The sequence below is a fragment of the Methylosinus sp. PW1 genome, from assembly GCF_000745215.1.
In the GTDB taxonomy this organism is placed as follows: Bacteria; Pseudomonadota; Alphaproteobacteria; order Rhizobiales; family Beijerinckiaceae; genus Methylosinus.
In genome coordinates this window covers 1329683-1355973 of the sequence record NZ_JQNK01000009.1, presented here as the reverse complement: position 1 = coordinate 1355973, position 26291 = coordinate 1329683, and the positions used below count along the sequence as shown (strand labels likewise).

General features: G+C 64.6%; 27 protein-coding genes. 16 read left to right on the top strand and 11 right to left on the bottom strand.

What is annotated here, in order from left to right; translation table 11 throughout:
- Positions 1-41 precede the first annotated feature (41 nt).
- On the bottom strand, positions 42-167 hold the full coding sequence (locus K369_RS27995; RefSeq protein WP_018266681.1) for a hypothetical protein: 126 nt from the start codon (positions 165-167) through the stop codon (positions 42-44).
- Positions 168-247: 80 nt separating this feature from the next.
- Positions 248-826 (bottom strand): L,D-transpeptidase, encoded by a 579-nt coding sequence (locus tag K369_RS16090; RefSeq protein WP_156967948.1) that lies wholly within the window; start codon positions 824-826, stop codon positions 248-250.
- A gap of 278 nt (positions 827-1104) precedes the next feature.
- Here K369_RS16090 and K369_RS27240 point away from each other — a divergent pair, with 278 nt between their 5' ends.
- The 5 genes from K369_RS27240 (at position 1105) to K369_RS16065 (ending at position 4976) form a co-directional block, all read left to right on the top strand.
- Positions 1105-1515 (top strand): hypothetical protein, encoded by a 411-nt coding sequence (locus K369_RS27240; RefSeq protein ID WP_036292430.1) that lies wholly within the window; start codon positions 1105-1107, stop codon positions 1513-1515.
- 24 nt (positions 1516-1539) lie between these two features.
- Positions 1540-2526: a tyrosinase family protein gene (locus K369_RS16080; RefSeq protein WP_036292429.1), complete on the top strand. Its 987-nt coding sequence runs from the start codon at positions 1540-1542 to the stop codon at positions 2524-2526.
- Positions 2527-2907: 381 nt separating this feature from the next.
- On the top strand, positions 2908-3354 hold the full coding sequence (gene rpsF, locus K369_RS16075; RefSeq protein ID WP_024881051.1) for a 30S ribosomal protein S6: 447 nt from the start codon (positions 2908-2910) through the stop codon (positions 3352-3354).
- The gene (rpsR, locus tag K369_RS16070) at positions 3354-3590 is read left to right on the top strand and encodes a 30S ribosomal protein S18 (RefSeq protein ID WP_018266677.1); all 237 of its coding nucleotides are present in this window, start codon (positions 3354-3356) and stop codon (positions 3588-3590) included. Before rpsF ends, rpsR begins: the two co-directional genes overlap by 1 nt.
- 321 nt (positions 3591-3911) lie before the next feature.
- Entirely contained in the window at positions 3912-4976 is a 1065-nt protein-coding gene (locus K369_RS16065; protein WP_036292428.1) for an ATP-binding protein, read from the top strand.
- 1 nt (position 4977) lies between these two features.
- Here the strand turns inward: K369_RS16065 and K369_RS16060 are convergent, their stop codons facing one another.
- Positions 4978-5844, bottom strand: coding sequence for an ATP-binding protein (locus K369_RS16060; protein WP_036292427.1), 867 nt, complete (start codon positions 5842-5844; stop codon positions 4978-4980).
- A gap of 86 nt (positions 5845-5930) precedes the next feature.
- Positions 5931-6293 carry a PepSY-associated TM helix domain-containing protein gene (locus K369_RS16055; RefSeq protein WP_036292425.1) on the bottom strand — a complete coding sequence of 121 codons (363 nt, stop codon included), beginning with the start codon at positions 6291-6293 and terminating at the stop codon, positions 5931-5933.
- A 1-nt stretch (position 6294) separates the two neighbouring features.
- On the opposite strand from K369_RS16055, the gene K369_RS25665 reads away from it, so the two are divergent.
- Entirely contained in the window at positions 6295-6411 is a 117-nt protein-coding gene (locus tag K369_RS25665) for a transposase domain-containing protein (RefSeq protein ID WP_245278220.1), read from the top strand.
- On the top strand, positions 6404-6937 hold the full coding sequence (locus K369_RS16050; protein WP_036292424.1) for a hypothetical protein: 534 nt from the start codon (positions 6404-6406) through the stop codon (positions 6935-6937). The genes K369_RS25665 and K369_RS16050 overlap by 8 nt, the downstream gene beginning before the upstream one ends.
- Positions 6938-7150: 213 nt before the next feature.
- Here the strand turns inward: K369_RS16050 and K369_RS16045 are convergent, their stop codons facing one another.
- Positions 7151-7792, bottom strand: coding sequence for a Type 1 glutamine amidotransferase-like domain-containing protein (locus K369_RS16045; RefSeq protein WP_036292423.1), 642 nt, complete (start codon positions 7790-7792; stop codon positions 7151-7153).
- 401 nt (positions 7793-8193) lie between these two features.
- Here K369_RS16045 and K369_RS16040 point away from each other — a divergent pair, with 401 nt between their 5' ends.
- Entirely contained in the window at positions 8194-9369 is a 1176-nt protein-coding gene (locus tag K369_RS16040) for an IS4 family transposase (protein WP_036289774.1), read from the top strand.
- A 52-nt stretch (positions 9370-9421) separates the two neighbouring features.
- Here K369_RS16040 and K369_RS16035 read toward each other — a convergent pair whose 3' ends face one another.
- Positions 9422-10195, bottom strand: coding sequence for a cyclopropane-fatty-acyl-phospholipid synthase family protein (locus K369_RS16035; protein WP_051949337.1), 774 nt, complete (start codon positions 10193-10195; stop codon positions 9422-9424).
- Between the two features lie 437 nt (positions 10196-10632).
- On the opposite strand from K369_RS16035, the gene K369_RS16030 reads away from it, so the two are divergent.
- The 6 genes from K369_RS16030 (at position 10633) to K369_RS28285 (ending at position 12731) form a co-directional block, all read left to right on the top strand.
- The gene (locus K369_RS16030; protein WP_051949336.1) at positions 10633-10824 is read left to right on the top strand and encodes a hypothetical protein; all 192 of its coding nucleotides are present in this window, start codon (positions 10633-10635) and stop codon (positions 10822-10824) included.
- On the top strand, positions 10821-10973 hold the full coding sequence (locus K369_RS27235) for a hypothetical protein (RefSeq protein ID WP_198033139.1): 153 nt from the start codon (positions 10821-10823) through the stop codon (positions 10971-10973). Before K369_RS16030 ends, K369_RS27235 begins: the two co-directional genes overlap by 4 nt.
- A complete protein-coding gene (locus K369_RS16025; protein WP_036292421.1) occupies positions 10970-11266 on the top strand; it encodes a DNA-binding transcriptional regulator in 297 nt (98 codons plus the stop codon). Before K369_RS27235 ends, K369_RS16025 begins: the two co-directional genes overlap by 4 nt.
- Positions 11267-11416: 150 nt before the next feature.
- Complete coding sequence (locus tag K369_RS16020; protein ID WP_036295473.1) at positions 11417-11650, top strand: hypothetical protein; 234 nt, start codon at positions 11417-11419, stop codon at positions 11648-11650.
- 18 nt (positions 11651-11668) lie between these two features.
- A complete protein-coding gene (locus tag K369_RS25660) occupies positions 11669-12205 on the top strand; it encodes a recombinase family protein (RefSeq protein ID WP_371033318.1) in 537 nt (178 codons plus the stop codon).
- The gene (locus tag K369_RS28285; protein ID WP_371033326.1) at positions 12087-12731 is read left to right on the top strand and encodes a recombinase family protein; all 645 of its coding nucleotides are present in this window, start codon (positions 12087-12089) and stop codon (positions 12729-12731) included. The genes K369_RS25660 and K369_RS28285 overlap by 119 nt, the downstream gene beginning before the upstream one ends.
- Positions 12732-12919: 188 nt before the next feature.
- Here K369_RS28285 and K369_RS16010 read toward each other — a convergent pair whose 3' ends face one another.
- The 5 genes from K369_RS16010 to K369_RS15990 all read right to left on the bottom strand — a co-directional run bounded on the left by K369_RS16010 (position 12920) and on the right by K369_RS15990 (position 22775).
- On the bottom strand, positions 12920-14368 hold the full coding sequence (locus K369_RS16010; protein ID WP_198033138.1) for a DUF1501 domain-containing protein: 1449 nt from the start codon (positions 14366-14368) through the stop codon (positions 12920-12922).
- A 37-nt stretch (positions 14369-14405) separates the two neighbouring features.
- Positions 14406-16712: a DUF1549 and DUF1553 domain-containing protein gene (locus K369_RS16005; RefSeq protein WP_036292420.1), complete on the bottom strand. Its 2307-nt coding sequence runs from the start codon at positions 16710-16712 to the stop codon at positions 14406-14408.
- Between the two features lie 411 nt (positions 16713-17123).
- The gene (locus K369_RS27230) at positions 17124-17741 is read right to left on the bottom strand and encodes an RNA polymerase sigma factor (protein ID WP_051949335.1); all 618 of its coding nucleotides are present in this window, start codon (positions 17739-17741) and stop codon (positions 17124-17126) included.
- A 260-nt stretch (positions 17742-18001) separates the two neighbouring features.
- Entirely contained in the window at positions 18002-18400 is a 399-nt protein-coding gene (locus K369_RS15995) for a hypothetical protein (RefSeq protein WP_036292419.1), read from the bottom strand.
- A 226-nt stretch (positions 18401-18626) separates the two neighbouring features.
- Positions 18627-22775 carry an SEL1-like repeat protein gene (locus K369_RS15990; RefSeq protein WP_036292418.1) on the bottom strand — a complete coding sequence of 1383 codons (4149 nt, stop codon included), beginning with the start codon at positions 22773-22775 and terminating at the stop codon, positions 18627-18629.
- A 403-nt stretch (positions 22776-23178) separates the two neighbouring features.
- On the opposite strand from K369_RS15990, the gene K369_RS15985 reads away from it, so the two are divergent.
- Together K369_RS15985 and K369_RS15980 are read left to right on the top strand one after the other, a co-directional pair.
- Positions 23179-24969, top strand: a complete 1791-nt coding sequence (locus K369_RS15985) for an acyl-CoA dehydrogenase C-terminal domain-containing protein (protein WP_036292417.1) — start codon at positions 23179-23181, stop codon at positions 24967-24969.
- A gap of 92 nt (positions 24970-25061) precedes the next feature.
- A complete protein-coding gene (locus tag K369_RS15980) occupies positions 25062-26270 on the top strand; it encodes an acetyl-CoA C-acetyltransferase (protein WP_036292415.1) in 1209 nt (402 codons plus the stop codon).
- Positions 26271-26291: the final 21 nt, after the last annotated feature.

Sequence of the window (26291 nt, the reverse complement as noted above, 5' to 3'; positions counted from 1 at the left end):
TCAGGCGCTCTATAGAGCAAAGGCGGCCGCAGAAAAAGCGTTCAGCGCGCGCAGGCTTGCGGCGGCAGCGGCAGGCGTATGTCCTGCAGCTCGTGGGTGCATTTGTCGCAACCCGCGAGCAGCGCATAGGCGGCGACGAGACCGGCCAGAATGCAGAGCTTGCGCATGATCGTCTTCCTCGAGACTCCGCCGCCGTCGCCGCCACGATAGCGCCGTGCGGGTTAATAGCTCGAGAAGGGCGCCGCTGTCATTTCAGCACGACCACGCGGGTTCCGACCTTCACCCGATCATAGAGATCGGCGACGTCGCGATTGGTCATGCGGATGCAGCCGGAGGAGACCGCCTCGCCGATCGTGTCGCCCTCATTGGAGCCGTGGATGCGATATTCGCTGGAGCCGAGATAGAGCGCGCGCGCGCCGAGCGGATTGTCCTGGCCGCCCGCCATATAGCGGGGCAGGTCCGGCCGGCGCTTCAGCATGGCGGCGGGCGGGCGCCAATCGGGCCATTCCTTTTTGGCTGTGATCGTCTTCACGCCGGACCAGGTGAAGCCCTCGCGGCCGACGCCGACGCCATATTCGATCGCCCTTGTGGGGCCGAGCACATAATAGAGCCGCCGCTCCTTGGTGGAGACGACGATCGTGCCCTTCTTATATTGCGGATGGCTCCACACGACCTCCTGGCTCGGGATCGACTGCAGGCGGAAGTTGTTGACGAAATCCGCGACCGGGCCGCGATCGAAGGGATTGGCCGCCTGCGCGCTCTCCGAAAGGACGAGGCCGAATGCGATAGCTCCCGCGCAGCGCGCCCAGGTCGAGATCATGCCCATTGCTCTCCGTTCCGTTTACGTCCGCGTCGTTTCTCGGGAGCAAATGCGGCCGAAATGGGATGGCGCGGGGCGCGAAAGAATTTCATCGTTCCGATAAAGTGAGACTCGACGAGAAGCCGAAAGTCGTGATTTAATTTTGCACAGCCGTCGTCGAGGCTTCGAGGACGGAACGGCGCGTGAGAGGCCGCTCGCCGCAAGGCGAGACGTCTTCGCGGCGCGCATTTCAAGATTTCCTATCCGATCGAAGAGGCGAATACGCCCAGACTGCGAGGCGCGCCATGGATTTGAAGAAGATCGCGGCTTCCGCGGCGCCGGCGAAGCTCGGCGATTATCTCTCCGCCGAGACGGCGAAGGCGCCCGCCCATGTTCATAGCGGCCATGGCGGCGAGAGCGTGCGCGAGCAGCTCTACGACGGCCATAAGATCGTGATCCGCACGCATTACGAGATAGAGGTGGACGGCAAGCCGCTCGTCGCGCCGATCGGCGTCGACGATTCCGGCCAGGTGCATTGCCATTCGCTGCCGAATTACCAGACGCTGTCGGCGGTCGACATGGTGAAGGCGCTGATCGACAATTTCCCCGATGATTTTCCAAAGCGCGCCGCCCGCAAGCCGGCCGCCGCCAAATTCGCGGCAGCCAAAAAGCCGGCCGCGCCGAAAAAGCCCGCCGCGCCCAAGCATCAGCATTGATTTTTATTCCGCCGGGAGCGCCCGATGGCCGTCACGCGCAAGAATATCCTGACCGACCGCGCCATACGCGACAAATTCATCGACGGCGTGCTGGCTTTGAAGCTCGAGCCCTCCGGCCGCAGCACCGCCGATTTCGGCATTCCCGGCCGGGCGCAGCCGGTCAGCACCTATGATCTCTTTGTCGTCTGGCATCACACGGCGATGATGCGGCTGACGCCCGCCGGCAACGCCGCGGGGCGCAACGCCGCGCATAGGGGGCCGATCTTCGCGCCCTGGCACCGCGTCATGCTGCTGCTGCTCGAGCAGAATTTGCAGCGCGTGCTCGGCGATGCGAATTTCGGCCTGCCTTATTGGGATTGGGGCGCCGACGGCGATCTGCCGGCCGCGCGCCAGACCGCCGCGGATATTTGGAAGGCGGATTGCCTCGGCGGGCAGGGGAGCCCGGTCTCCACAGGCCGTTTCGCTTATGATCCCAATGACGCCAAATCCTTTCGCGTGCGCGTCGTCGCCAACGCCTCCGGCGCGCTCGGCTCGGTGAACCGGGGCCTGCGGCGCGTCTTCGCGGCCTCCGGCGCGCCGCAATTGCCGACCAGCGCCCATGTCGCCAATGCGCTCGCGCTCGGCTCTTTCGACGCGCCAAATTGGGACCCGTCCTCGGCGGGCTTTCGCAATCGGCTGGAGGGCTGGACGGCGGACCGCGGCGGGCAATCGCCCTGGCTGCACAATCGCGTCCATGTCTGGGTCGGCGGCGACATGTCGCCCTCCACCTCGCCCAATGACCCGGTGTTCTACCTCAATCATTGCAATGTGGACCGCATATGGGAGGCCTGGCTCGCCCGCTACGGCCGCAGCTATGTCCCATCGCAGACGGAGGGCGCGGCGCTCGCCGGCCATCGCATAGACGACCCCATCGCCTCCCCGCTGGGCAGAAGCATGACGCCGCGGCAGACGCTGGACGTCGGCGCCCTCTATGTCTACGACCGGCTGCCGCAGCCGGCCGGGACCGTGTGACGACGGCGCTTTGCGATGAGCCTTCGGCGCGTTCCGTCTCCCGTCCGAGGGATAGCGGCATCGACACCGCGTTGAAGCTTTGGCGGCTTCCTATCGATTGCCGTGCGTTGGGGTCGCTGGCGACCAGTCTGGGCAATAATTCGAACTGAGAAATTGCCCGGCGGCGAGAGCGGCTTGCATCCTGCGCCCACGCCGCTATAAAGCGCGCTTCGCGACGCTTCCGGCCGGGGGCTGAACGGAAGGCCTTTGGCTCCGCCACAGGCAGGGTTCGCCCGTCTTCCAGTGTCTCCGCCTTCGAACTTCCCGATCGAGCCTTTCCTTTGAAGGCTCGAAGGGCTCTGCGCCGAGAGCGGGCTCGCGACGATGAGGAAAGGCAAGAGAATGGCTCTCTACGAGCATATCTATCTTGCGCGCCAGGACGTTTCGCCCCAGCAGGTGGAAGCTCTGACGACGCAGTTCAAGGGCATCATCGCCTCGCTCGGCGGCAAGGTGACCAAGACCGAATATTGGGGCGTCAAGTCCCTCGCCTATCGGATCAAGAAGAACCGCAAGGCGCATTTCACCCTTCTCAACATCGACGCCCCGCCCGCGGCTCTCGCCGAGGTCGAGCGTCAGCAGGGCCTGAGCGAGGACGTTCTGCGCTTCCTCACCCTGCGCGTCGATGCGCTGGAGGAAGGCCCCTCCGCCCAGCTGCGCAAGCGTGACGACGACGACCGTGGCGACCGCCGCGGCCCCGGCGGCCCGCGCCCCGACCGTGGCGATAGAGGCGACCGTGGCGACCGCCGCCCGCGCCGTGACGAACCCCGCGCCGAAGGAGAGACTTTCTGATGAGCGCTGCAGCCCGCCGCCCCTTCTTCCGCCGCCGCAAGTCCTGCCCCTTCTCCGGCGCCAACGCCCCGAAGATCGACTATAAGGACACGCGCCTGCTCTCGCGCTACATCTCCGAGCGCGGAAAGATCGTGCCCTCGCGCATCACGGCCGTCTCGGCCAAGAAGCAGCGCGAATTGGCCCAGGCCATCAAGCGCGCCCGTTTCCTCGGCCTTCTGCCTTACGTGATCCGCTGAGATTTCGGGCCTTTCGGCCCCGCCCGCTGGAATTTCACGGCCGCGCGACGAGCGCGGCCGTTTTCGTTTCTATTCTGCATTTTTTGATGACGGGAACCTAGAGACGTATTTTTCTCTGAATTAAATCAAATTATAATTGAGCTTTGCTCTGCAAAGTCGAAGCTCATTCCGCCAATAGAAATGGCGTGTGCGAATTTCTTCTTTACCTCGGCGGGACCTCAGGCCAGTATCCGCAAAAGGGAGACTGTATCCGGCGAGACGAGAGCTCGGCAATGCAAGCGGAAAACCGCAATGCAGCCGGATATGACGATAGGAGGGAGAATGTCGGAGGCCGCGACGGCCGACGACTGGCGTCGACTTGTGTTCGATGAGACAGTCGCGGGGTTTCTGCTCGTCGACAAGTTCGGTAATGTCATCGGCGCCAACGCCTGGGCGCGCCGCATGTTCGGCGTCGCCGCCGAGGAGACGATCGTCGGTCAGCCCCTTTCCCGTCTGCTGCCGGAGGCTTCGACTGTCGCCGGCGGCTCGGGCCATGGCTTGCAGGGCGTTCGCCGCGACGGGACGCGTTTTTTGGTCGATGCGCATTTCTCCGCGATCACGCGCGACGGCGAGACGATCCTTCTCGCGACGCTCGTCGATCTTCGTGATGCGAGCGCCGAGGAGACAGCTCTCATCGCCCGCGCGCAGGAGCTGGAACGCGTCAATGAGCGGCTCGCGCGTTTCGCCTTCGTCGCCTCGCAGGATCTTCAGGAGCCGCTGCGCAAGATCGCCGTCTTCGGCGATCTGATGGAGGAGGCGATCCGGCGCGGCGACACCGGCGAGATCGCCCGCGCCAATGAGGTGATGCGTTTTTCCGCGCTGCGCGCGCGCGCGCTGGTGCAGGATCTGCTGTCCTTCTCGCGCATCGTGAACGACGAGCTGGAGCTCGCCTCGTTCGATCTGCGCGACGCCATCGCGCTTTCGCTGGCGGCCTTGTCGCCGACGATCGCCGAGACCGAGGCGCGAGTGGAGATCGATCTGCCTGAAGTCTCCATCACGGCCGACGTCACGCAATTTCAGCGGCTGGTGCAGAATATTCTCGCCAACGCCATCAAATACAGAAAGCCCGGCCGGCCGGCGTCGGTCGACATAAAGGGCTTTTGCGACGAGAGCTCGCTCCGCCTCGCCATCGCCGATGACGGCATAGGCTTCGAGGCGCAATATGCGCAGAAGATATTCGAGCCGCTGAAGCAATTGCACAGCAAGGTCGATTATCCGGGCTCGGGCGTCGGCCTCGCCATCTGCAAGGCGATCGCCGATCGCCATGGCTGGCGCCTCAGCGTCGAAGCGGAGCCCGGCGTCGGCGCGACCTTCTTCATCGTGCTGCCATTGCGCGGAACAGGTTAGATCAGCCGTCGAGCCGCTTGCCCAGCCGTCCGGCGAGGTCCTGCACATATTGCCAGGCCACGCGGCCGGAGCGCGCGCCGCGCGTGATCGACCATTCGAGCGCCTCGCGCTCGATCGTCTCCTGCGGCGCGTCGAGCCCGTGATGGCGCGCATAGCCGAAAACCATGGCGAGATATTCCGCCTGGCTGCAATTGTGGAAGCCGAGCCAGAGGCCGAAGCGGTCCGAGAGCGAGACCTTCTCCTCCACCGCCTCGCCGGGATTGATGGCGGAGGAGCGCTCATTCTCCATCATGTCGCGCGGCAGCAGATGGCGGCGGTTGGAGGTGGCGTAGAAGAGCGCATTGCGCGGCCGTCCCTCGACGCCGCCCTCGAGCGCGGACTTCAAGGATTTATAGCTCGTCTCCGCCGCGTCGAAGGAGAGATCGTCGCAAAACAGCAGAAAGCCGAACGGCTTTTCGCGCAAGGTGGAGAGCAGCATGGGCAGGCTCTCTATGTCCTCGCGATGAATCTCGATGAGCTTCAGCGGCCGCGCGCATTCCTTCTCGCGCGCGATCGTCGCATGCACGGCTTTGACGAGCGAGGATTTGCCCATGCCGCGCGCGCCCCATAGCAGCGCGTTGTTGGCCGGCAGCCCGCGCGCGAAGCGGCGCGTGTTGTCGATGAGCTGATCGCGCTGCCGCTCGACGCCCTCGAGCAGCGAGAGATCGACGCGATTGATCTCCGCGACGGGCGAGAATTCGCTGCGCGCGGCGCGCCAGACGAAGGCCTCGGCGCTGGAAAAATCCACCGCGCGCGGCGGCGGCGGGGCGAGCCGCTCGAGCGCTGTGGCGATGCGCTCGAGCAGAGCGAGCTTGGTTTCTTCCGACATGAGGGCTCCTCGCTACGGCGCGAATGGCGCAGGCGAGGGGCTTATAGCAGAAGCGGACGAAGGCGCCGAAATTCGTTCTGCTCCGCTCAGGCGCGGCGGGCGCGCTTCTTCTGCCGCCAGCGGATCACTACGGTGACGAAAAGCAGCGGACAAAGGAGCCCGCTCGCCAGCACCAGCAGCCGTCCTGTCATTCCGAAGGCCTGACCGGAATGCAGTGGCCATTGCCAGCGCAAAAAGGCGTCGCCGGCGGTTCCATGCGCATTGTCCTCGATCGCCGTCACAGCGGCCGAGAAGCGATCCACGATCAGCGAGCGGGAGTGGATGAACCAGCCGACGCCCGGCACATCGTCCTGATAGACGGTGAACGCGCCTCGCTCGCCGTCGGGAAAATCGACGCGCTCGATGCGCCCTTCCGGCGAAAGCGCCGCGGCCGCCGCTATGGCCTGCAAGTTGAACAGCGTCGATCCCTATGCCTGGATGAAGGCGACGCTCGAGGCGATCGCCGACGACCATCCGCAATCGCGCATCGACGAGCTTATTATAATGAGGAGCTCGGATCATGGCTGATGAACCCGAGATTACCACGAGTGCGTATTCCTTCACCCGAAGGACCCTGTTGGTTGCGAGCGTCAGCGCCGCCGCGCCGGCGTCTTTCGGAGGCGTCGCGCCCCTCGACACGTCCCGTATAGAAGCGGCCGACGCGGCAATGTCCATGTGGACACAATGGAGGGCTGCCCAGGACGCCGCCGACGTGCTCTGCCAGAAGCAGCAAAGCTTGGAAACTCAATTGATGCAGTTGATTCGCGAGTCCTGCTCAATCGACAATACTGATTGCGCCGAGGCGGACCGCGCCGCTCAGGAAGAGGATGAGCGCGCCCGCTGGGCGGCCGCCGATTTGGCTGTCGGCTACTCCGAAGAAAAAAAGAGGAGGAGCGAGCCGCGAAAGAACTCGCCGATGCATTGGCGGCCACGCCGGCGTCTTCCGTCGAAGGCGTGGCCGCCAAGCTCCACGCTGTGCTCCGCGAGGGTGAATGGTGCGAGAACTGCCCCGAATTTCCCTGGCCGCAGGGCCGCTCGGCGCTGCTCGACTTGATCCGGATCGGGCGTCTCGACTCGTTTCCCGAGTTTTGAAGCGGATTGCCTCAGTCACCAATTTTCGAGCGACTACTTACGCGGTTCGAAATTGCGAATGATGCGTTCCTATGCTGACAACATTCGGGTGATGGGTCAGTTTGAATTTCTGCTCGTGACCCGAAGCGGTCATTCACAGCGCTGCTCATGCGAAGCCGTTCCGTATATGCGCCGCCTAAAGTCCGAGCAATCGTTCTTCCTCACCATCGATGATGAGAACTTCACCGTCTCGCAACGGCCGATACGGAATGCGATTCTCTTGGAAAAATGCGATCTCTCTATCGACATCGCTCGACTCCGCGTGATCCGAACGGAAATGAACAGCGATCACGTAGGGCAATAAGCCGAGCCCCTCCCAAACGACCTCAGGGTCATAGCCCGCCGGGACCGCTGTCGCACGATCTACGATATCGAGCCCGGCTAAGCTGTCCCCGACGATAACGGCAGCAGCACTGAAACCTGCATACACAATCTCGTCGCGCCCCAGCGCCGCTCTGATTTGCTTGTCGAACCCGCTTTGCTTCATCGCTCGACGAAGAATGAAAGCGTTGCCTCCATTGATCCAAACCACATCGATGCCTCTCAGAGATTCCTCTAGCTCCGAAGGCTTTCCGAAGAAATCACGCAAGTCGAGTTCCCTTGCTGTGAAGCCCAGGTCACGCAGTTTTTCCGTCTGAGCATTCAACCACTTCATTCTCGCCTCGGGGAGATTGTCCAGGGCATTGACGACAACTACCGCCTCCTTTGCGCCCCGGGCGAGCGCGACCAACTCTTCTGGGCAATTTCCGAGATCGAACGAAGACAAATATAAGCGCATCGTGGAATCTCCGGTATTACACGCGCATATATAGACTGACTGCGGTCTATAAAGCTAAAGCCTAAAAATCGAACAACTTCCGATCACGGAGGTGTCCGCTTCTGGCGCGAGTTCCCCCTTCCCGACGGCGAAGGAGTAACTGTGACCCATCGCTGCCATTCGCGGGGGTGGGGTTGCTTCGTACCGATGAATCGCTCGGGCCTCGCGAGTATCATTGGCGCGATTCTATTGTTGGAAATCGAAGAATGCGCAGGCTTGTATACTCTGTAATCCGTAACCCTCTCCCCTCTGACGCACGGCTGTCCGGGGAATGAGTCGATAGGTCGCGGGCGCATGCCCGGCTTTCCCGAGAGTTTCGGGGTACTTTCTGGTTGTCGAGACTCAGAAAGAAAGAGCCGGACATGCGCCTCGAGAATAGCGTCTTCGTCGAGCTTCTCAAACCGATCGATCGTCGCAGCTTCCAGAAGATCGTGGATCGTCACGGCGGCGACGCCTACGACAAATCCTTCAGGAGCTGGAGCCATCTGGTGGCGCTGATCTTCGCGCAGCTGGGCGCGGTCGTCAGCCTGCGCGCCCTCGTCGCCGCCTTCAACGCCGAGGCCAATGGGCATTATCACCTGGGCGTCGGGCGTTTCGCGCGCTCGACGCTCGCCGAAGCCAGCGCCCGCCGGCCCGTCGCCGTCTTCGCCGATCTCTTCGCTCTGCTCGCCGCGACGCTCGACCGCAAGACGCGGCGCGAGGGAGCCGAGATGCTCCGCCTCATCGACTCGACCCCCATCCCTTTGAGCAAGTTCCATGCGTTCGCCCGCTCCAACGGCCGCATCCACGGGCTCAAAATGCATGTCGCCTATGATCGCGGGGCCGACCGTCCCTATCGCGTCGAGGTGACGCTCGCCAATGTCAATGATGTCACCATCGGCAAGAAGACGCCGATCGAGGCGGGCGCCACCTATGTCTTCGACAAGGGCTATTATGATTTCAAATGGTGGAAGGGCATTCACGACGCCGGGGCGCTCTTCGTCACGCGGCCAAAGACCAACACGCGCTTGAAGGTCGTCGCCGAACGGCCGCTCGATAAGACCCGCGGCGACGGCTTCACCGTGCTCGCGGACAGCGAGGTCGCGCTGGCCAGCAAGGGCGATTCCAAGCTGCGGATGCGCCTGCGCCGCATCCGCATCGAGCGCGACGCGGCGAGCCGGACGAAATCGCCGATCATCGAGGTGATCACCAACGACATGACCCGCGATGCGGTGGAGATCGCCGCGCTCTACAAGGCGCGCTGGGCGATCGAGCTGCTGTTCCGCTGGCTGAAGCAGCATCTCTCGATCCGCAAGTTCTTGGGCAAGAACGAGAACGCCATCAAGCTTCAGCTGCTGGCGGCGATGATCGCCTTCCTGCTGCTGCGCATCGCCGCGCACAGCCACGGCGTCACTCTGCCGCCGCTGCGCTTCGCCGAGCTGGCTGGCCGCTTCCTGTTCGCGCGCCGGCCCGTCGCATCGATCGACGAGCCGCCGCCCAAATATCGCGTGCCGAGCCGGTGGAAGTCCGACTGCCAGATCGAGATGATCTATGCCTGAGTTTCCCCGGACAGCCGTGCCTCTGACGGGGAGAGGGAATAATGCGCCGAATCTATTTTCGTGAGGGGCGTCTGGTGGCGACGACCCTCGTGAACCCAAGCGTCCGCCCCGCATCGAGCCGAAGCATTTCGCTCTCCTTCGTCAGGTCGAAGCCAGCGCCAACTTCGGCGCAGACCTCGTTCCATTCGAGCCAGTGTCGCCAGCCGTCGGGGAGCAGGTCGGCCAGTTCCACTTCGACGAGCCCGGTCTTCTCCCAGTGTCGCCGCCACCACGCCGGGCTGTGAAAGGTGCAAAACTCCCACTCCCAATAGGGGCGCAGGACCTCAGGCGGTCCGTCGGGCTGCTCTTCCTTTACGCCAGGCGAGACGAAGCAGAGGCGGCCGCCTGGACGCAGGAACTTCGCGACATAACCGAGGTAGAGATCGGCCGCGCCGAAGTAATGGTAGGCGTCGAAACTTACGATGACGTCGAAATAGTCGTGCGCGAAGGGCAGCGCATGCGCCTCGGCGTGGATCGGAAAGACCCGGTCCGCGACCCCGGCCGCCTCGATTCGCGGCCAGTTCTCGGAAGGCTTGATCCATAGATCCGCAGCCCAGACCGCGACGCCGAATTCCTTCGCCAGAAAGATCGAACTCACTGCCTTGCCGCAGCCGATGTCTAGAACGCGCATGCCTGGCCGCAAGGGAACCGCCTGGCTCATCCACTCGGCGAGCCAAAGCACGTTTGGGCCCATCCAGGATTCGAATTGCCATGCGGCGTCATAGTTCGCAGAGCGCGGGAACGCCGGCTTCACCAGGCGCGCACGCAGATCGTTTGAAATGTTCAACGCAGTTCTCCAGCTCAAGCGACCCCGCGCCGCCGGAGTCCGCCTCTTGGGACTGCGGGATGTGGCGTCGGGCCGAAAAGGGATTGAGACCGCGTGCCCCCCGGCTTCGATTAGCTAGTAAGACCGGGAAAGCCGCGGATCGCGAGGACGGAGTTCAATGGGCGCTTGCATCTTCCGTCCTCCTCCTGCTGGGCTACAATGACCGCAGGCTCGCACGCGCAGTGGAGCCCGGTCAAGCTGGAACTATCGCGAAAAGCTCGCGCTCCGGGGCACCAATCAAATGCTAAGTAAGAGGCGTCTAGCCTTCGGACCAACGTCCGCACCTGGCGCATAGCCGAATTCAAACTGACCCGCCCCCAACATTCGGCGGCGCACGTCTGACTCATTGGATCATATTTTCCGGTTGCTTTGACTGACTCATTGGAGTAGCATCCTTCATGGCTCGAACCGCTCCGATCAGCGGTGTCGAAACGCCGGAATTCCTGTCGGCGATCCGCAAGCTCATGAGCGACGAGGAACGGGCGCTTCTGGTGGATTATCTCGCCTATAATCCGACGGCCGGCGATCTGATCCCCGGAACGGGCGGCGTGCGGAAGCTGCGCTGGGGATTGGAAGCGGGGCGCGGGTGATCTATTTCCACCACGACGTTGGCATGCCGCTCTTCGCGCTGACGGCCTTCGCCAAGAATGAGCGGGCCGATTTGAGCCAGCAGGACCGCAATGACTTCCGGCAGCTTACGACGCTGCTGGTCGAGGCATTCAAGAGGAGAACGCCATGAGCAAGGTTGCCGACAGCATCCGACGCGGGCTCGAGGAAGCGGTGACCTATGCCGAGGGCGGGGTGGATGAGAGCGCCTATCGCGTCCATGTGCCGGAGAAGATCGACGTAAAGGCGATCCGCACACGCCTGGACATGACGCAGGAAGAGTTCGCGGGCCGGTTCGGGTTCAGCGTCAACACGCTGCGTCATTGGGAACAAGGCTCGCGACAGCCGGAAGGACCGACCAGAGCCTATCTTCTGGTGATCGAGCGCGCGCCCAAGGCAGTCCAGAAGGCTTTGCGAGCCGTGTGATGCGTGTAGAGTGTTTTGGACACCTACGCCAGAACCGCCGTTCGCAGGTATTTTTGCGCTACAGAACGACCAACGGATTTTCTATCTTCTCATCCTGAACTTGTCGCTGCTTCATGCCCGTTTGATTTCGGAAAGAAAGCGAGCGACGGCATGGCGGATGACACGGAATCCGAGCCGGACGACCTCATACCGGCCAACGACAATCCCGGTCCTGATGGCAAACGGGAGGAACCGGACGGGGAAACGCGGCGGCAGTTGAATCAGGTGGCGCTGACCATCGCGCGGCTGATCGGACGACAGATAGCACGAGATCAGTTCGCGGCGCTCACCGCCGCGAACGACAACAGGCCCGAGGACGCACAGAGCGCCGAGGACGAGGAATAGAAGGAACGGAGACCGCCCATGACCCGCGTCGCGCTCTATGCCCGCTATTCGTCGGACAACCAGAGCGAAAGCTCGATCGAGGACCAGTTCCGCCTTTGCCGGGAACATGCGGGGCGCGAACGATGGAAGATCGCGGGCGCCTATCACGACGCCGCCATCTCGGGTTCGAGCGTGATCCTGCGGCCCGGCATCCAATCGCTGTTGCTGGATGCGCAGCGCGGCCAGTTCGACGTCGTGCTGGGCGAGGCGCTGGACCGGATTTCCCGCGATCAGGCGGATATCGCCACGCTGTTCGAGCATCTGCGTTTCGTCGGCGCTTCTATTATCACTCTCGCGGAGGGTGAGATCAGCGAGCTTCACGTCAGCCTGAAGAGCACGATGAACGCCCTGTTCCTGAAAGACCTCGCGATGAAGACCCATCGTGGTCTGCGCGGCCGTGTGGAAAAGGGCAAGGCGGGCGGCGGCCTCTGCGGCATTCCCGGCCCCGTTGGACCGGGCCTGGGGCGACACGAGCATTCGAGGCCACGTTTCGCGCGGCTCCGGCATCCTCAATAATGAACGCTATGCCGGCGTGCTGGTGTGGAACCGGCAGCGTTTCGTCAAAGACCCGGCGACCGGCAAGCGCGTCTCGCGGCCGAATCCGGAAAGCCAGTGGATCAGGACCGAAGTGCCGCATCTCAGGGTCGTGGACGATGCGCTTTGGCAGGCGGCGCGAGATCGGCAGCAGCAAATCTCGGCGATCTTCGGCCCCAACCCTGCGACCACGCGGGAAGGGCGGGAATACAACATCGCCGAGCACGCCTCCCGAGCGCGCCGCGGACCGCAATTGCGCTCGACGTGGTCCCGAGGAGCCTCCCGTCGTCTGGCGATGACCGCAGCCTTCGTCCTCATTCACTGTCCGAAAGGGTCGCTGCGCTCGCGAGCGCAGCAGCTTCGCGCCTGTCATGTGTTTCAGGACAGGGCAGGGAAGTCGTGCCGCTGCGGGTCGGGGCCGGAGGCAAGAAGATATTGCGCGACCTCGGCCGAAGGATCCGAAGGAATCGTGGGCGCTTGCCTCGATGATTCACCGAACGAACATTGATGTGCTTCAAATTCTCATGAAAGCGAAAAATGTCGACGCCTGAGCGATGGAACGGGGAGCCGCTACAGACTTCCTGACGTTCCGTATCTCACGACTCGCGCCGCACTGACGCGCGCTATTGACGCGGGAAACAAAGACGCCCGCCCCAGGTTCTGGGGCGGGCGCAATTTACCGTCGAAGGACGATCGTCAAGCGAGGAGATCGCCGACCACCTTGCCATAGACGACCGTCGGACGTTCGGCGCGCCCGGCGCGCAGATACACCGTCTTCAGATGATCGAGGCCGAGCAGCTGCAGCACGGTCGCATGCAGATCATAGGTGTCGACCGGGTTCTCGACCGTCTTGAGACCGATCTCATCGGTCGCGCCATAGGTCAGGCCGTGCTTCAAGCCGCCGCCAGCGAGCCATTGCGTGTAGCCCCAGGGATTATGATCACGGCCGTCGCCGCTCTGACCGTAGGAAGTGCGGCCGAACTCCGACGTCCACACGACGAGCGTCTCGTCCAAAAGTCCGCGCGCCGCGAGATCGGCGAGAAGCCCGGCGATTGGCTTGTCGATCGCCCGCGTGTTCGCTCCATGGTTCTCCTCGAGCTTGCGATGCGCGTCCCAGTTCTTATTGTCGTCGGCGATGGCGTCGACCGGCCCGGAGACGACCTGAATGAAACGCACGCCGCGCTCGACCAGACGACGGGCGCGCAGCAGCGTGGTGCCGTAGTCCTTGGTGGCGTCATTGTCGAGACCATAGAGCGCCTTGGTGGCCGCCGTCTCCTTGGAGAGGTCGACCGCTTCCGGCGCCGACGTCTCCATGCGATAGGCGAGCTCATAGGAGCGCGTGCGGGCCTGCAGCTCGGTGTCGGACGGCTGCTCGCCGGACTTGTGCTCATTGAGCTTCTGCAACAGATCGAGATTGTCGCGCTGCTGAGCCGCGGCGATCAGCTCCGGCTTGTCGAGATTGAGGATCGGCGACGCGCCGGGACGGAAGGCCGTGCCCTGATAGACCGCCGGCAGGAAGCCGGAACTCCAGTTCACCGAGCCGCCGCGCGGCTCGCGTTTGCCGCTGTAGAGCACGACATAGGGCGGCAGGTCCGGATTGGCGGAGCCGAGCGCATAAGTAACCCAGGCGCCGAGCGACGGCCGACCGGGCGTGACGTCGCCGGTGTTGAGCTTCAGGATCGAAATGTCATGCGTCGCGCCGACCGTGACGCTCGACTTGACGAAGGTGATCTTGTCGGCGTGCTGCGCGAGATTGGGCAGCAGGTCCGAGAACCACGCGCCGCTCTGGCCATATTGCTTCCATGTGCGCTTGGAGGCGAACAGCTTGCCGGCGCCGCCGGAGGTGGTGACCTGGAGCCCTTTCAGGAAGGACTCGGGAACCTCCTGGCCGGCGAGGCGCACCAGCTCGGGCTTATAATCATAGAGATCGAGCGTGCTCGGCGCGCCGTCCATATGCAGCCAGATGACCGATTTCACCTTGGGCGCGAAATGCGGATCCTTCTTCGTCAGCGGATCGACGAAGGTGGCCGCCGCCTGGGCGAGCGGAACCGAGAATACGCCGCCGCCCGGCATGAAGCCGTTCAGCGCCACACCGCCGAGGCCATACCCGGCGTTGAACAGCCATTCTCGACGCGTCTTGCTCATGATGACGTTCCTTTCTTCCAGATGATCGATGCGATTGTCAGAAGCGGTAGATGAACTCATTGGAATTCGCGACCGTATGCACGAGGTCGACGAAGGCGGAGGCGCGGATCGGATTGGTGATGCTCACGTCTTTTCCGGTCGGCACGGCGATCGAGAACTTGCCGTCGGAAGGCTTGGATCCGATGAGCTTCTCATGCTCGTCGAGAAAGGCCTGGAGCAGCGTTTTCTCGTATGCGTCCGGGCTGCGCGAGAACAGGATCTGATAGAGCCGTTCCAAGCGCGCGCCCTCGTCGGCTCCCGCCTCGCGAATGACGCGGCCGGCGAGCGCCTGCGACCATTGGAAGACGAGATCATTATTGACGAGCGTCAGCGCTTGCAGCGGCGTCGTGGTGACGTCGCGCTTGCTGTGCGCCTGCTGCGGATTGTTGAGGTCGAAGGTCTCGAGCAGCGGATAGGGAACGCTCCGCCGCGCGAAAATATAGAGGCTGCGCCGGTTGATCTCGTGCGGATCGTTGGACGCCTCCCAAGCCGGGCCGACGTTGAGATTGGCCGGCAGCGGCGGATACACCGCCGGACCCCCGATCGCGCCCTCGAGACGGCCGGACGCCTGCAGGAAGGAGTCGCGAATCTGTTCCGCGTCGAGTCGCTTGCGCGGGAAGACGGCGAGCAGCTTGTTCTCCGGATCGGCCGCCGCGACATCGTCGCGATGCGCGGAAGATTGCCGATAGGCGCTCGACAAGAGAATCGCGCGGTGCAGCTTCTTGACGCTCCAGCCGCCATCGACGAAGCTATTGGCGAGATAGTCCAGCAGCTCGGGATTGGTCGGCTTGTCGCCGGCCTTGCCGAAATCGCTGACCGTGCCGACGATGCCCTTGCCGAAATATTCGTTCCACACGCGATTCACGAAGACGCGCGCGGTCAGGGGATTGCTCGGGCTGGTGAGCCAATTGGCCAGCGCCGTGCGGCGGCCGGAGGAAGTGGCCGTCGGCGTGATCGCGGGGGTCTCGCCATTGGCGAAAGCCTCCGGGAAGGCCGGCTGCACTTCGTCGAGAGGACGCTCGTGATTGCCGCCGAAGTAGATGTATGTGGGCGGCGCGTCGGAATGCCCGAGCTCGGTCGCCGCGGTGAATGTGTTCGCGCCGCGCGTCGGCTTGAGCTTCTCGAACTTCTTCAAGTCCTCGGTCAGCTTCCTATATTCTTCCCATCTCGCCACGGCCTCCGGGCTGTGTTCCGGAATTTGCTTGTCTTGCGCCGTCTCGCGCAGATAGCCGGCCAAAGCCGTCTGGTCGGTGACGACATCAGCTCGATAATTGACCCAGCGGTCGAGCGCGTTCCACTCGCTCTTCGGCTTGAAGATCGATGCGCGCGCGTCGGGATTATAGCGCTCCTTATAATAGGTCGAGGCCTTTTCTCGGACAGACTCGATGATCTGCTTCTGCCTGTCGAGAATATCCTTGGCCGCGGTCTCGTATTTGGCGAGCGCCTTCTCATAGGCGATCTCCTGCTCGCCCTTGGCGGCGGGGATTTTCTCGTCGAAGGCGGTGTTGGCGAAAAAGGCCTGCAGCGAGAAATAATCTTTCTGCGTGATCTTGTCGGACTTGTGATTGTGGCAGCGCGCACAGCCGACCGTCGTGCCGAGGATCGCCGTTCCGATCGTGTCGGTGATGTCGGTCGTGATCTGATATTTGCGGCCGATGAGGTCGCGGGCATTGGGGTTGTCGGTGTAGCTCGCCAGGAAGCCAGTGGCGACCAGCGCCTTCTGATCGCCGGGCGCGATCTCGTCCGCCGCGATCTGCTCCTGAATGAAGCGCGAATAGGGCTTGTCCTCATTGAAGGACTGGACGACGTAATCGCGATAACGGAAGAAATTGGGCCGCGTCACATCGCCTTGAAAGCCCGCGCTGTCCGCATAGCGCGCGAGGTCGAGCCAGCGGCGCGCCTGCCGCTCGCCATAGCGGGGCGAGGCCAGCAGCCGATCGATGAGCTTCTCATAGGCGTCCGGCGAGGCGTCGTTCACAAAGGCTGCGACTTCCTCCGGCTCGGGAATGAGGCCCAAGACGTCCAGCGTCGCGCGACGAATGAACGCGGCGCGGTCGGCGTCCTGCGACGGAGAGAGCTTCGCCGCTTCGATCTTCGCGAGAATGAAAGCGTCGATCGGCGAGCGCACCCATGCTTTGCGCTCCACCTCCGGGATCGCCGGACGCTGCACGGGCTGATAGGCCCAATGCGGACGCGACGCGCCGCTCGAACGCGTCGCAGGCGCGACATCCGCCGCGACGGCGATCGTCGCCGTGGACGCGCCGAGCATCAGCGCCAACAACACATGCTTCAGTGGCTTTTTCATTTCGTCACCCCCAACGGCAATTCGTTTCGGCGATGTGGCCCCGACAGACGCCTCGGACCATCGGCCGGCGAGGGGATCGAGCCCTCGATTGGCCGGATGCATATTCCTACTAGGATGATATGTTTTTAACAAGCGCTGAATCTCGAAAATCTCTAAATTATGTGACAGTCAAATTAGCCGCGTCGATAATCATCTATAAAACCCTCCGGAAAGAAGGGAATGTCGCTGTCCGCGACCGATGCGTCGTCGTCTCGATCGAGATGCGAGCGCGCTTTTGCAGGCGATGTCATCCCTCGACAGCCGCCGATGAGCGGCGCGCGTGATCGCCTGGAGTAGGATGTGGCAGAGAAACCTTCCGATCTCGATTAGTGTGCGGAAGGCGGGGACGCGCGACGACCACCGATTTGCGAATCACGCGATAATGGCGGCGTCGATTCGACGGCGATTGCGAAGGTCTTCTCGATCAGGGTCGGTCCGCGACGGGCCTGAGCCGGCAATCCAGGGCGATCGCCTGAAGAAGTAGGCGACAGATCGCTCTCGTGCTGAATCAGTCGACCTCCTGTGATTCGGGCAGGAGGTCAGGTCGATGGACGAGAACGGGTCGGATTGCGCGGCTTTGGCCGAGACGACGGTGTTCCTGCAATATTTCAACGATATGCCGGACGGACGGCAGCCCGGCAAGGTGATGTATCCGCTCGACGAGATCTTGCTCTTGTCCCTGCTCGCCGTGTTGGCCGTGGCGGAGGCCTTCAGGAACAGAGCCCGGTCGAGTCCGCGTGAACTCTGATAATCCACATCCTCGACGCTGGCCGGATGGCGCAGCCGACGGGAGAGCTCCTCGGTCTCATAGAGCGCGTCCGGCGCGACGGCGGGCTCTATGACCTCCTCGGGCGCGTCGCCGGGAACGAAATATTTGGCCTCGCTGTCGCGGCGGCGGGCGAAATCGCGCGAGAGATTGATGGCGATCTGCTTCAGAAATGCCGGCGGATCGGCGACATTCTCGAACTCGTCGCGGCGAATCGCGCGCACGAAAGTCTCCTGCAGCAGGTCGAGGCGTGGTCCGGTCCCGCGCGGCGCTGGAAATAGTCGAGCAGCGCGCGCTTGTTGCGGCGAAACAGCTCGCGAAGACGTTCGGATTTCTGAATGGGCATGATCGCCTTTCGGCGGCGGAGCGGCGCGGCTGGAATCGCATGCCGGTTCGGCGTTGCGAGCGCGTCGATGCGAGAGCTTGGAATCGTGTCGAAGGTGGGCGGCTGCGGGCCGGGAGAGCTCTGGCCGCCTGCTGACGCTCAGACGAGCGCCGGCGGCGCGCGCGAAAATTGCCGGAAGCCGGTCGCTCCGGCCACCGGCCGCGCGTCGATCTCCACCGCACGGCCCGTCGTCGCGGCGTCGCGCGGGAGGAGCAGGAGGAGCGTCGCCGCCGCCAGCGTCGGGAGCCCGGCGTCGCCATGGGCGCAGGAGAGCGGGCAGTAGAGGCAATGGCCGGGCCGGTCCGGCGCGGTCGGCGCATGGCCGCCGTCGGGCGCGGCGCCGCAGAGACGGCTCGCCGCGGCGAGCGCCGGCTCAATCGGCGTGGGACGAGTCTCGGAAAAGGCGTGGGCGACGATCTGAATCAGCAGCAGCGCCGCCATCCCCCTGGTGAAGAGGGCGCGCGCGAGCCGCCACAGGCCGGGCCGAAACTTCGCCATAGCGGCAGGGTCGGCAATGGCGGAAGGAGCGTCGAGAGGCAAAACTCCCCGCGGCTGGCGCGGGGAGTCGAATTTTGTCCCTCTGTCGCCGGGGGTGACACAGCCGCGCTTTCACCATTAGTTGCAGACGAGGGGAATGCCACGAAACGATAATGGCCGCGTCCAGCGCGGACGCGGCCATTACGATCTAAGTTTCTCTCTATGTCTCGGTTCTAAAGCGCCTTTTTCAAAGCGCGGAGACTTTCGGCTTGCCGGCGGCGGGCTTTCCCTCCGGCTTGGCGGGCGCCTTGGCGTTCTCCCAGCCGCCGGGAGGCGGCGGCACGTCATTGGCGGCGTTGTCCGGCTGCTTGGGACGGAAGCCGTCGACGAGCGCCTTGGCGGCCGCCATGTCCTTGCTGTCGAGACGGGCGCGGACCTCGTCGCGTTTTTTGCCGGCGTCCTCGTCGCCCTGAGTGGCGGCGGCCGAGAACCACAGATAGGACTGCGTCAGATTCTGCGGAACGCCGAGCCCACGGGCGTAGAGAATGGCCAGATTGAACTGGCTGTCGCGCACGCCATATTCGGCCGCCTTGCGGAACCATAGCGCCGCCTGGTCGTAATCCGGCTTGCCGTCGCCGCCGCCGGCGTGCAGCACGGCGAGGTTGTGCATGGCGCGGGCGTTGCCGGCGTCGGCGGCGCGCTTGTACCAGGTGAGCGCTTTGGCGTAGTCGCGCTCGACGCCCATGCCCTTCTCATAGATGGAGCCGAGCCGGTATTGCGCCGGGGCGAGGCCCTTTTCGGCCGCCTTCTCGAACCATTGGAACGCGATTTTCGGATCGCGCGGGGCGCCGCCGCGCCCCTCGGAGTAGCGCAGGCCGAGCTCATATTGGGCGCTGGCGTCGCCGGCTGCGGCGATCTCCTTGATGACGCTGAAAACGTCCTGTCGCGGCGCGGCGGGCGCATTGGCCGCCGGCGTTCCGATCGCGCCGACCGGCATGGGATCGACCGTCTGCGCGCCGAAACGTCCGGGCGCCGGAGCCTGCGGACCGGGAGCGAAGGAGCCGACGCCGGAGCCGCCGGGCGCGAGCGCCGGAAGCCCGATCGGCCTCGGCGCGGCGGCCGGCGCCTTGGCGGGCTCGGCGGCCGAAACCGTGGCGGGAGCAGGAGTGCTCGGCTCAACGGTTGCGGCGTCCTTGGAGGCGGCGTCCTTGGCGGCCGCATCCTTGGGCTCGGCGGCCGCGTCCTTGGCGGCAGGCTCGGTGGAGGCGGTCGCCTCGCTCGGCTCCGCCTGAATGGCGGAGGCCTGCGGAGCCGGATTGTCGAGCGTGACGCGCGCGATCTGATAGGCGCCGTAGAGCAGCACCAGCACGCCGACGCCGAGCAGCAGCGGCCGGCGGCGGGATTGCAGCGCCGCGCCGACGCCGCCGCCCGCAGCGACGACGCGCTCGGGCTCCTGCTTCTGCTCGGCGGCGATCTTTTTGGCCGCCTTGCCCTGCGCGGCCTTGCCTTGCGCCGCTGCGGCCTGGGCGTCGACAGCGGCCTGCTGGGCGGCGCGGCGCGCGGCCGCGATGAAATCCTGCTGCACGGAGCCGGAGCGATCGTCGTCGCGGGACACCATCGGCTCGCGGCGCGGGCGGCGGTCGCCCGGCTCCAGCAGAATATCCTCCACATCGCCGACCGGCGCCGCGGATTTCACGCGCGCGGCGCGGCGCGGCTCGGTCCCGTCCTTGGCGCGCTGCGGCTCCGCGGCTGCGCCCGGCTTGGCCTTGCGCAGATCGGTCAGCTCGTCCTCGAACATGGAGAGACGCTCGACGACGCGCTGCAGCGTCTCATGGACGGCGGCGAGCGTCTGATTGGTGCGATGGCCGGCCTCGTCCTGGAAATGACGCAGCTCGACCAGCTCCTTCTCCAGCGCGTCCTGCAGGCCGCCGTGAAGCGTCGCATCGCGCAGCGCATCCTGCGCCGCCTCGCGCGCGGCGATCTCGGCGACGCGCATGGTGGAGCTGCGCGTCTCCTCGACCTTGGTGGAGAGCGCGCCGAGCGCGCGCTCTATGGCGGCGAAGGAATCGGCGTTCATGTCGGAGCGGTCGAGCCGTTCCGCGAGCCGGCCGATCTGCTGCTCGAGCGCGCCGAAGGCGCTGCGATCGGCCTCCGGATCGAGCGCCGCATCCATCTTCTGCGCCAGCTGTCCGACCAGCTCCGCCAATTGCAGATTGGCGTCGTCGCCGCGCCGGCGCGCGGTCGAATCGATGCGCGCGGCGAGCTCTGCGTGGACATGGTCGATGCGCTCGGCCAGCTCGCGCAATTGCTCGGAGCCGGCGGATTTCTGCGCGCTGGCGGCGACGGGCTGGAGCCGCTGCTCCAGCTTCTCGATCTTGCGGCCGAGCTCGTCGAAGCCCGGATGAACGATTCTGGCCTCTGTCGCCGCGTCGATCTTCTCGGCCAGCGAGGCGAACAGCCGCTCGAACTGATTGGGGTCGACGCCGGAGCCGCCGCGCTTGCGTTTCACCTCCGCACGCAGCTCGTCCATATTCTTGGCGATCTCGCGCAATTGCTCCGCATCGGCGGATTGCTGCGCGGGAGCGGCGGGCTGGTGGAGCCGCTGCTCGAGCTTCTCGATCTTGCGGCCGAGTTCATCCACAGGATGGACGATCTTGGCTTCGGCCGCCGCGTCGATCTTCTTGGCGAAGGAGGCGAAGAGCTGCTCGACCTTGCTCGCGTCGACGCCCGAGCCGCTGCGCTCTATGCGCGCGGCGAGCGATTTATGGACCTGCTCGATGCGCTCGTTGATCTCGTCGAAGCGCTTGCCGCCGCCCGATTTCGTCGAGATGTTGTCGAGCTTGGCTGCGAAATATTCGAGTCGGCGCTCGAGTGCGGCGAAAGAGCCGCCGATCTCGGTCGAGACGATGGAGCGAATGCTCTGCACGAGCTCGCTCACATCCTTGGCCGTGGCGACATTGGCGCCGACAGCGCTCAGCTCGTCGACCTGCGTGGTCAGCGCGGCGATGCCGGCCTCGAGCTTCTCGATCGGCAGAGGGCGGCGCGAAACCGCCTTCAGCAGCTCGTGAATCTCGCGCGTCTCGCGCGTGATCGCGTCTATGGCGGCGCGATCGGCGCCGCCGGCGGCGTGATGCTCGGCGAGCTTGTCGTTCAGCGCGCGCACTTCCTCATAGAGGACGGCGACGATGCGGCTCGGATCGAGATCGCGCAATATGGAGGCGAGATCGGCGGTGAGCCGCTCGACCGGCGCCAGCACCATCTCCTCGACGCCATAGAGGCGCTGCGCCTCGACGCGCTCGGCCAGCTCGCGCAGCGCCGATTCGACGGCGGCGACGGAGGCGCGCGGCGCGAGATCGACGAGGGCGCGGGAGAGGCCTTCGAGATCGCAGCGCAAAAGGTCGATCTGGGCGACGATGGCCGCTTGCTGCTCGCCCTGCACGCTCTGCTCGGCGCGGGACGACATCAGCTGGCGCGACAGCGACTCGATCGATTCGGCGAGACCGTCGAAGATCGCCGGCCGCGACTCGATCGCCGCTCTGGCGGTGAAAGCGCCGCCCGCCTGCTCCTCGAGCGCGCGCTGGCGCTCGGTGATCTCGGCGACGGCCTCGGCGAGCGGACGCCGCGCGGCGGCGCGACGATCGCGCTCCTGCCGGCCGTCGCGCTCCTGCTTCTCGCGTTCTTGCTTCTCGCGCTCTTGGCGTCGTCGCTCCTCGGCTTCCTCGTCCAGCCGCGCCGCAATTTCGGCGAGCCGCTGATCGAGCGCGCCGAGCGCATTCTCGAACTCATAAGCGCGATCGTCGTTGGAGAGGCTGTCGATGCGCGCCTCGAGCCGGGCCAGCGCATTGCGGATCGGCCGCACGCCCTCATCCGGGCGGGTGGCGATGCGCTCTTCTATGCGGCCGAGCCGGTCCATCACCGCGCCGATATCGTCGCCGAGGCGGGCGCGGCTCGTGTGATTGCGGTCGATCAGCTTGGCGAGGCCGGAGAGGGCGTTGGCCGTCTTGCGCTCGCTCTCGGCGGAGCGCCGCTCGAAGAGGGCGACGGCGTCGTCGACGATGGCCTTGGCGTCGACATCGGCGCGGCCGCGCGGCGCGAGCGAGCGGAAATCGTCTTCCGGCTCCTCGTCGCGCAGGTCGCGTCGCGGCGCGGCGTCGCGGCGCATGCGGCCGCGATCATTGCGTCCGTAGAGACGCGAGCGCAGCGCGCGTCGGCGCGCCGGAGCGTTCGGCTCCTCGTCGTCGACCGCGTAAGACGGCTCGTCGAAATTGGCTTTTTCTTGGATCACGTCATCGAGCCAAGCGGAAAGGCTCTTGCCCGATCGTCGTGCGGCGGCGCGCGCGACATCGCGGGTTTCGTGATCTATACCCTTGAAGCTCCAGGGAAATGCCTCTGTCATCGGATATCCGGCGGGCTCGACCCGTGTTGGCCTGGGGAAAACTGGACGAGCGACGACTCGAGAGGCGCGAATCGCGCCGGAACGCTGTGAGGGCGGGGTACGCCGTCGCCGGGGACTTTCCTTCGAAGAAGGTAAATAAATGGTTAACGCTTGCGCGGAGCCGACCGTGTGGCTCCCCTATTGCGCAGGAAGGGCCGGCTCTCTACCTATTGCTGCGCAGGACGCACGCAACGAACCCCCGATTCGCACGCATTATGAACGACTTGTCTTTCCGCGTCCAAGCGCGTTCGACGTTGCGTTTTCGTAACCGGGGCAGGCGCATGATCGTCGACGAGCCGGCCGACCACCGGGAAAACGCCTATATCGAGATATCACCTAACCGATCCGCGCAGGGAGGGCTCTCATGCCGATCTACAAGGCCCCGGTGGACGACACTCTCTTCCTCTTGAATGACGTCCTGCATTTCGAGCGCTATGGCAATCTGCCCGGATTCGCCGACGCTGCGCCCGACATTCTGCCGCAGATCATCGGCGAGGCGGGCAAAATCTGCGAGGAGCGGCTGCAGCCCTTGAACCGCAGCGGCGATGCGGAAGGATGCCGGCTGGACGCTGCAGGCGCCGTCACGACTCCCGCGGGCTTCAAGGATGCCTATCGCGAGTTCGTCGCCGGCGGCTGGGTGGGGCTGGCGGTTCCGCCCGAATATGACGGACAAGGCCTGCCTTATACATTGGCCGTGGTGATGAATGAATTCGCCTCGGCGGCCAACATGTCCTTCGCAATGTATCCGGGCCTGACGCAAGGCGCGCTCGCCGCGCTGCTGCGGCATGGCAGCGAGGAGCAGAAGCGCCTCTTCGCGCCGCCGATGGCCGCGGGCCGCTGGACCGGCACGATGAATCTCACCGAGCCGCAATGCGGCACCGATCTCGGCCTGCTCACCACCAAGGCGAGCCCGCGCGAGGACGGCTCCTATTCCATTGCCGGGCAGAAGATTTTCATCTCCGCCGGCGAGCACGATCTCGCCGAGAACATCATTCATCTGGTGCTCGCGCGCATCGACGGCGCGCCGGCAGGGGTGAAGGGCATTTCGCTTTTCATCGTGCCGAAATACGAGGTGAATCCCGATGGGACGCTCGGCGCCCGCAACGCCGTGCGCTGCGGCGCGCTCGAGCATAAGATGGGCATTCACGGCAACGCCACATGCGTGATGAATTATGACGGCGCCAGGGGCTTTCTGGTCGGCGAGCCCAATCGGGGCCTCAATGCGATGTTCGTGATGATGAACGAGGCGCGGCTCGGCGTCGCCGTGCAGGGACTCGCGCAATCGGAGGTCGCCTATCAGAATGCGGCCGCCTACGCCAAGGAGCGCCTGCAAGGACGCGCGCTCACCGGCGCGAAGAACGCCGGCGGCGGCGCCGATCCCATCATCGTGCATCCGGATATTCGGCGCGGCCTCATGGAGATGAAAGCCTTCAACGAGGCGGCGCGCGGCCTCGCTCTCGCCACCGCGCTGGACAGCGATATCGCGCATCGATCAGAGGACGCCAAGGCGCGTCAGGCGGCGGACGATCGTCTCGGCCTGCTGACGCCGGTGCTGAAGGGCGTGCTCACCGATCTCGGCTTCGAGAGCGCGGTCAAGGCGCAGCAGATATGGGGCGGGCACGGCTACATAGACGAGAATGGCGTCGAGCAATTCGTGCGCGACGCCCGCATCACCATGATCTATGAGGGCGCCAATGGCATTCAGGCGCTCGATCTCGTCGGCCGCAAATTGCCCAAGGACAATGGCCGCGCCGCAATGGCCTATTTCGCCGAGGTGAGCGACTTCATCGCCCATGAGAGCTCCGACGAGATGAAGCCCTTCGTGGAGCCGCTGAAGGCCGCGCTCGGCGATTTGCAAAAGGCCACGATCTGGCTGATGCAGAATGCGCTCGCCAAGCCCGACAATGGCGCTGGCGCGTCTTATGATTACATGCATCTCTTCGGCCGCGTGGCGCTCGGCTACACATGGGCGCGCATCGCCCGCGCCGCGCTCGACAAGAAGAAGGAGAGCGCCGGCGACGGCGCATGGCTCGACGCCAAGCTGACGACAGGCAGATTCTTCATGGAGAAGATGCTGCCCGAGACGAGCTTTCGTCTGGCGCGCATCACGGCGGGAGTCGATACGCTGATGAGCCTGCCGGCGGAGATGTTTTGACGAAGCGAATAGCGAATAGGGAGTAGCGAATAGAGAGAGACGAGCTATTCGCTACTCCCTATTCGCCACTCGCCCATCAACGGAGCTGCTTCATGCCCGAAGCCTATATCTACGACGCCGTGCGCACGCCGCGCGGTCGCGGCAAGCCCGATGGCTCGCTGCATGAGGTGTCGAGCCTCGGCCTCGCCGTCACCGCTCTTTCAGCGCTGAAGGAGAGGAACAATCTCGACGGCGCGCCGGTCGACGATGTGATTCTCGGCTGCGTCGATCCCGTCGGCGAGGCGGGCGGCGACATCGCCCGCGCCGCGGCGATCTCCGCCGGCTATGGCTATGGCGTGCCCGGCGTGCAGATCAATCGCTTTTGCGCGTCCGGTCTCGACTCGGTGAATTTCGCGGCGGCGCAGATCATGTCCGGTCAGCATGAGCTGACCATCGGCGGCGGCGTCGAGAGCATGAGCCGCGTCGGCATCGGCGCCTCCGGCGGCGCCTGGCCGGTCGATCCGACCATCGCCATTCCCTCTTACTTCATGCCGCAGGGCGTCTCCGCCGATCTCATCGCGACGAAATATGGATTTTCGCGCGATGAAGTCGACGCTTACGCCGTGCAGTCGCAGCAGCGCGCCGCCCGCGCCTGGGAGGAGAAGCGCTTCTCGAAATCCATCGCGCCGGTGAAGGACGTCAACGGCCTCACCATTCTCGATCGCGACGAGCATATGCGCCCCTCGACGGATATGCAGTCGCTCGCCGCGCTGAAGCCGTCATTCGCTTTCTTCGCCGAGCAGGCGGGCTTCGATGCGGTCGCCATTCAGGCGCATCCCGATGTCGAGAAATTGACCCATGTGCATCACGCCGGCAATTCCTCCGGCATCGTCGACGGCGCCGCGGCGGTGCTGCTCGGCTCGCGCGAGGCGGGCGAGCGCCATGGCCTGAAGCCCCGCGCCCGCGTGCGCGCCTTCGCCAATATCGGCTCTGAGCCGGCGCTGATGCTCACCGGCCCGGTGGATGTGACGAAGAAGCTGCTCGCCAAGGCCGGCATGAGCCTTTCCGACATCGACCTCATAGAGGTGAACGAGGCTTTCGCCGCCGTGGTGCTGCGCTTCATGCAGGCTTTCGGCCTCGACGATTCCAAAGTGAACGTCAATGGCGGCGCCATCGCCCTCGGCCATCCGCTCGGCGCCACGGGCGCGATGCTGGTCGGCACGGCGCTGGACGAATTGGAGCGCAGCGGCAAGTCCACGGCGCTGGTGACGCTCTGCATCGGCGCGGGAATGGGAACCGCGACGATCATCGAGCGCGTGTGAATTTCAAGCCTGCGGGAGCGA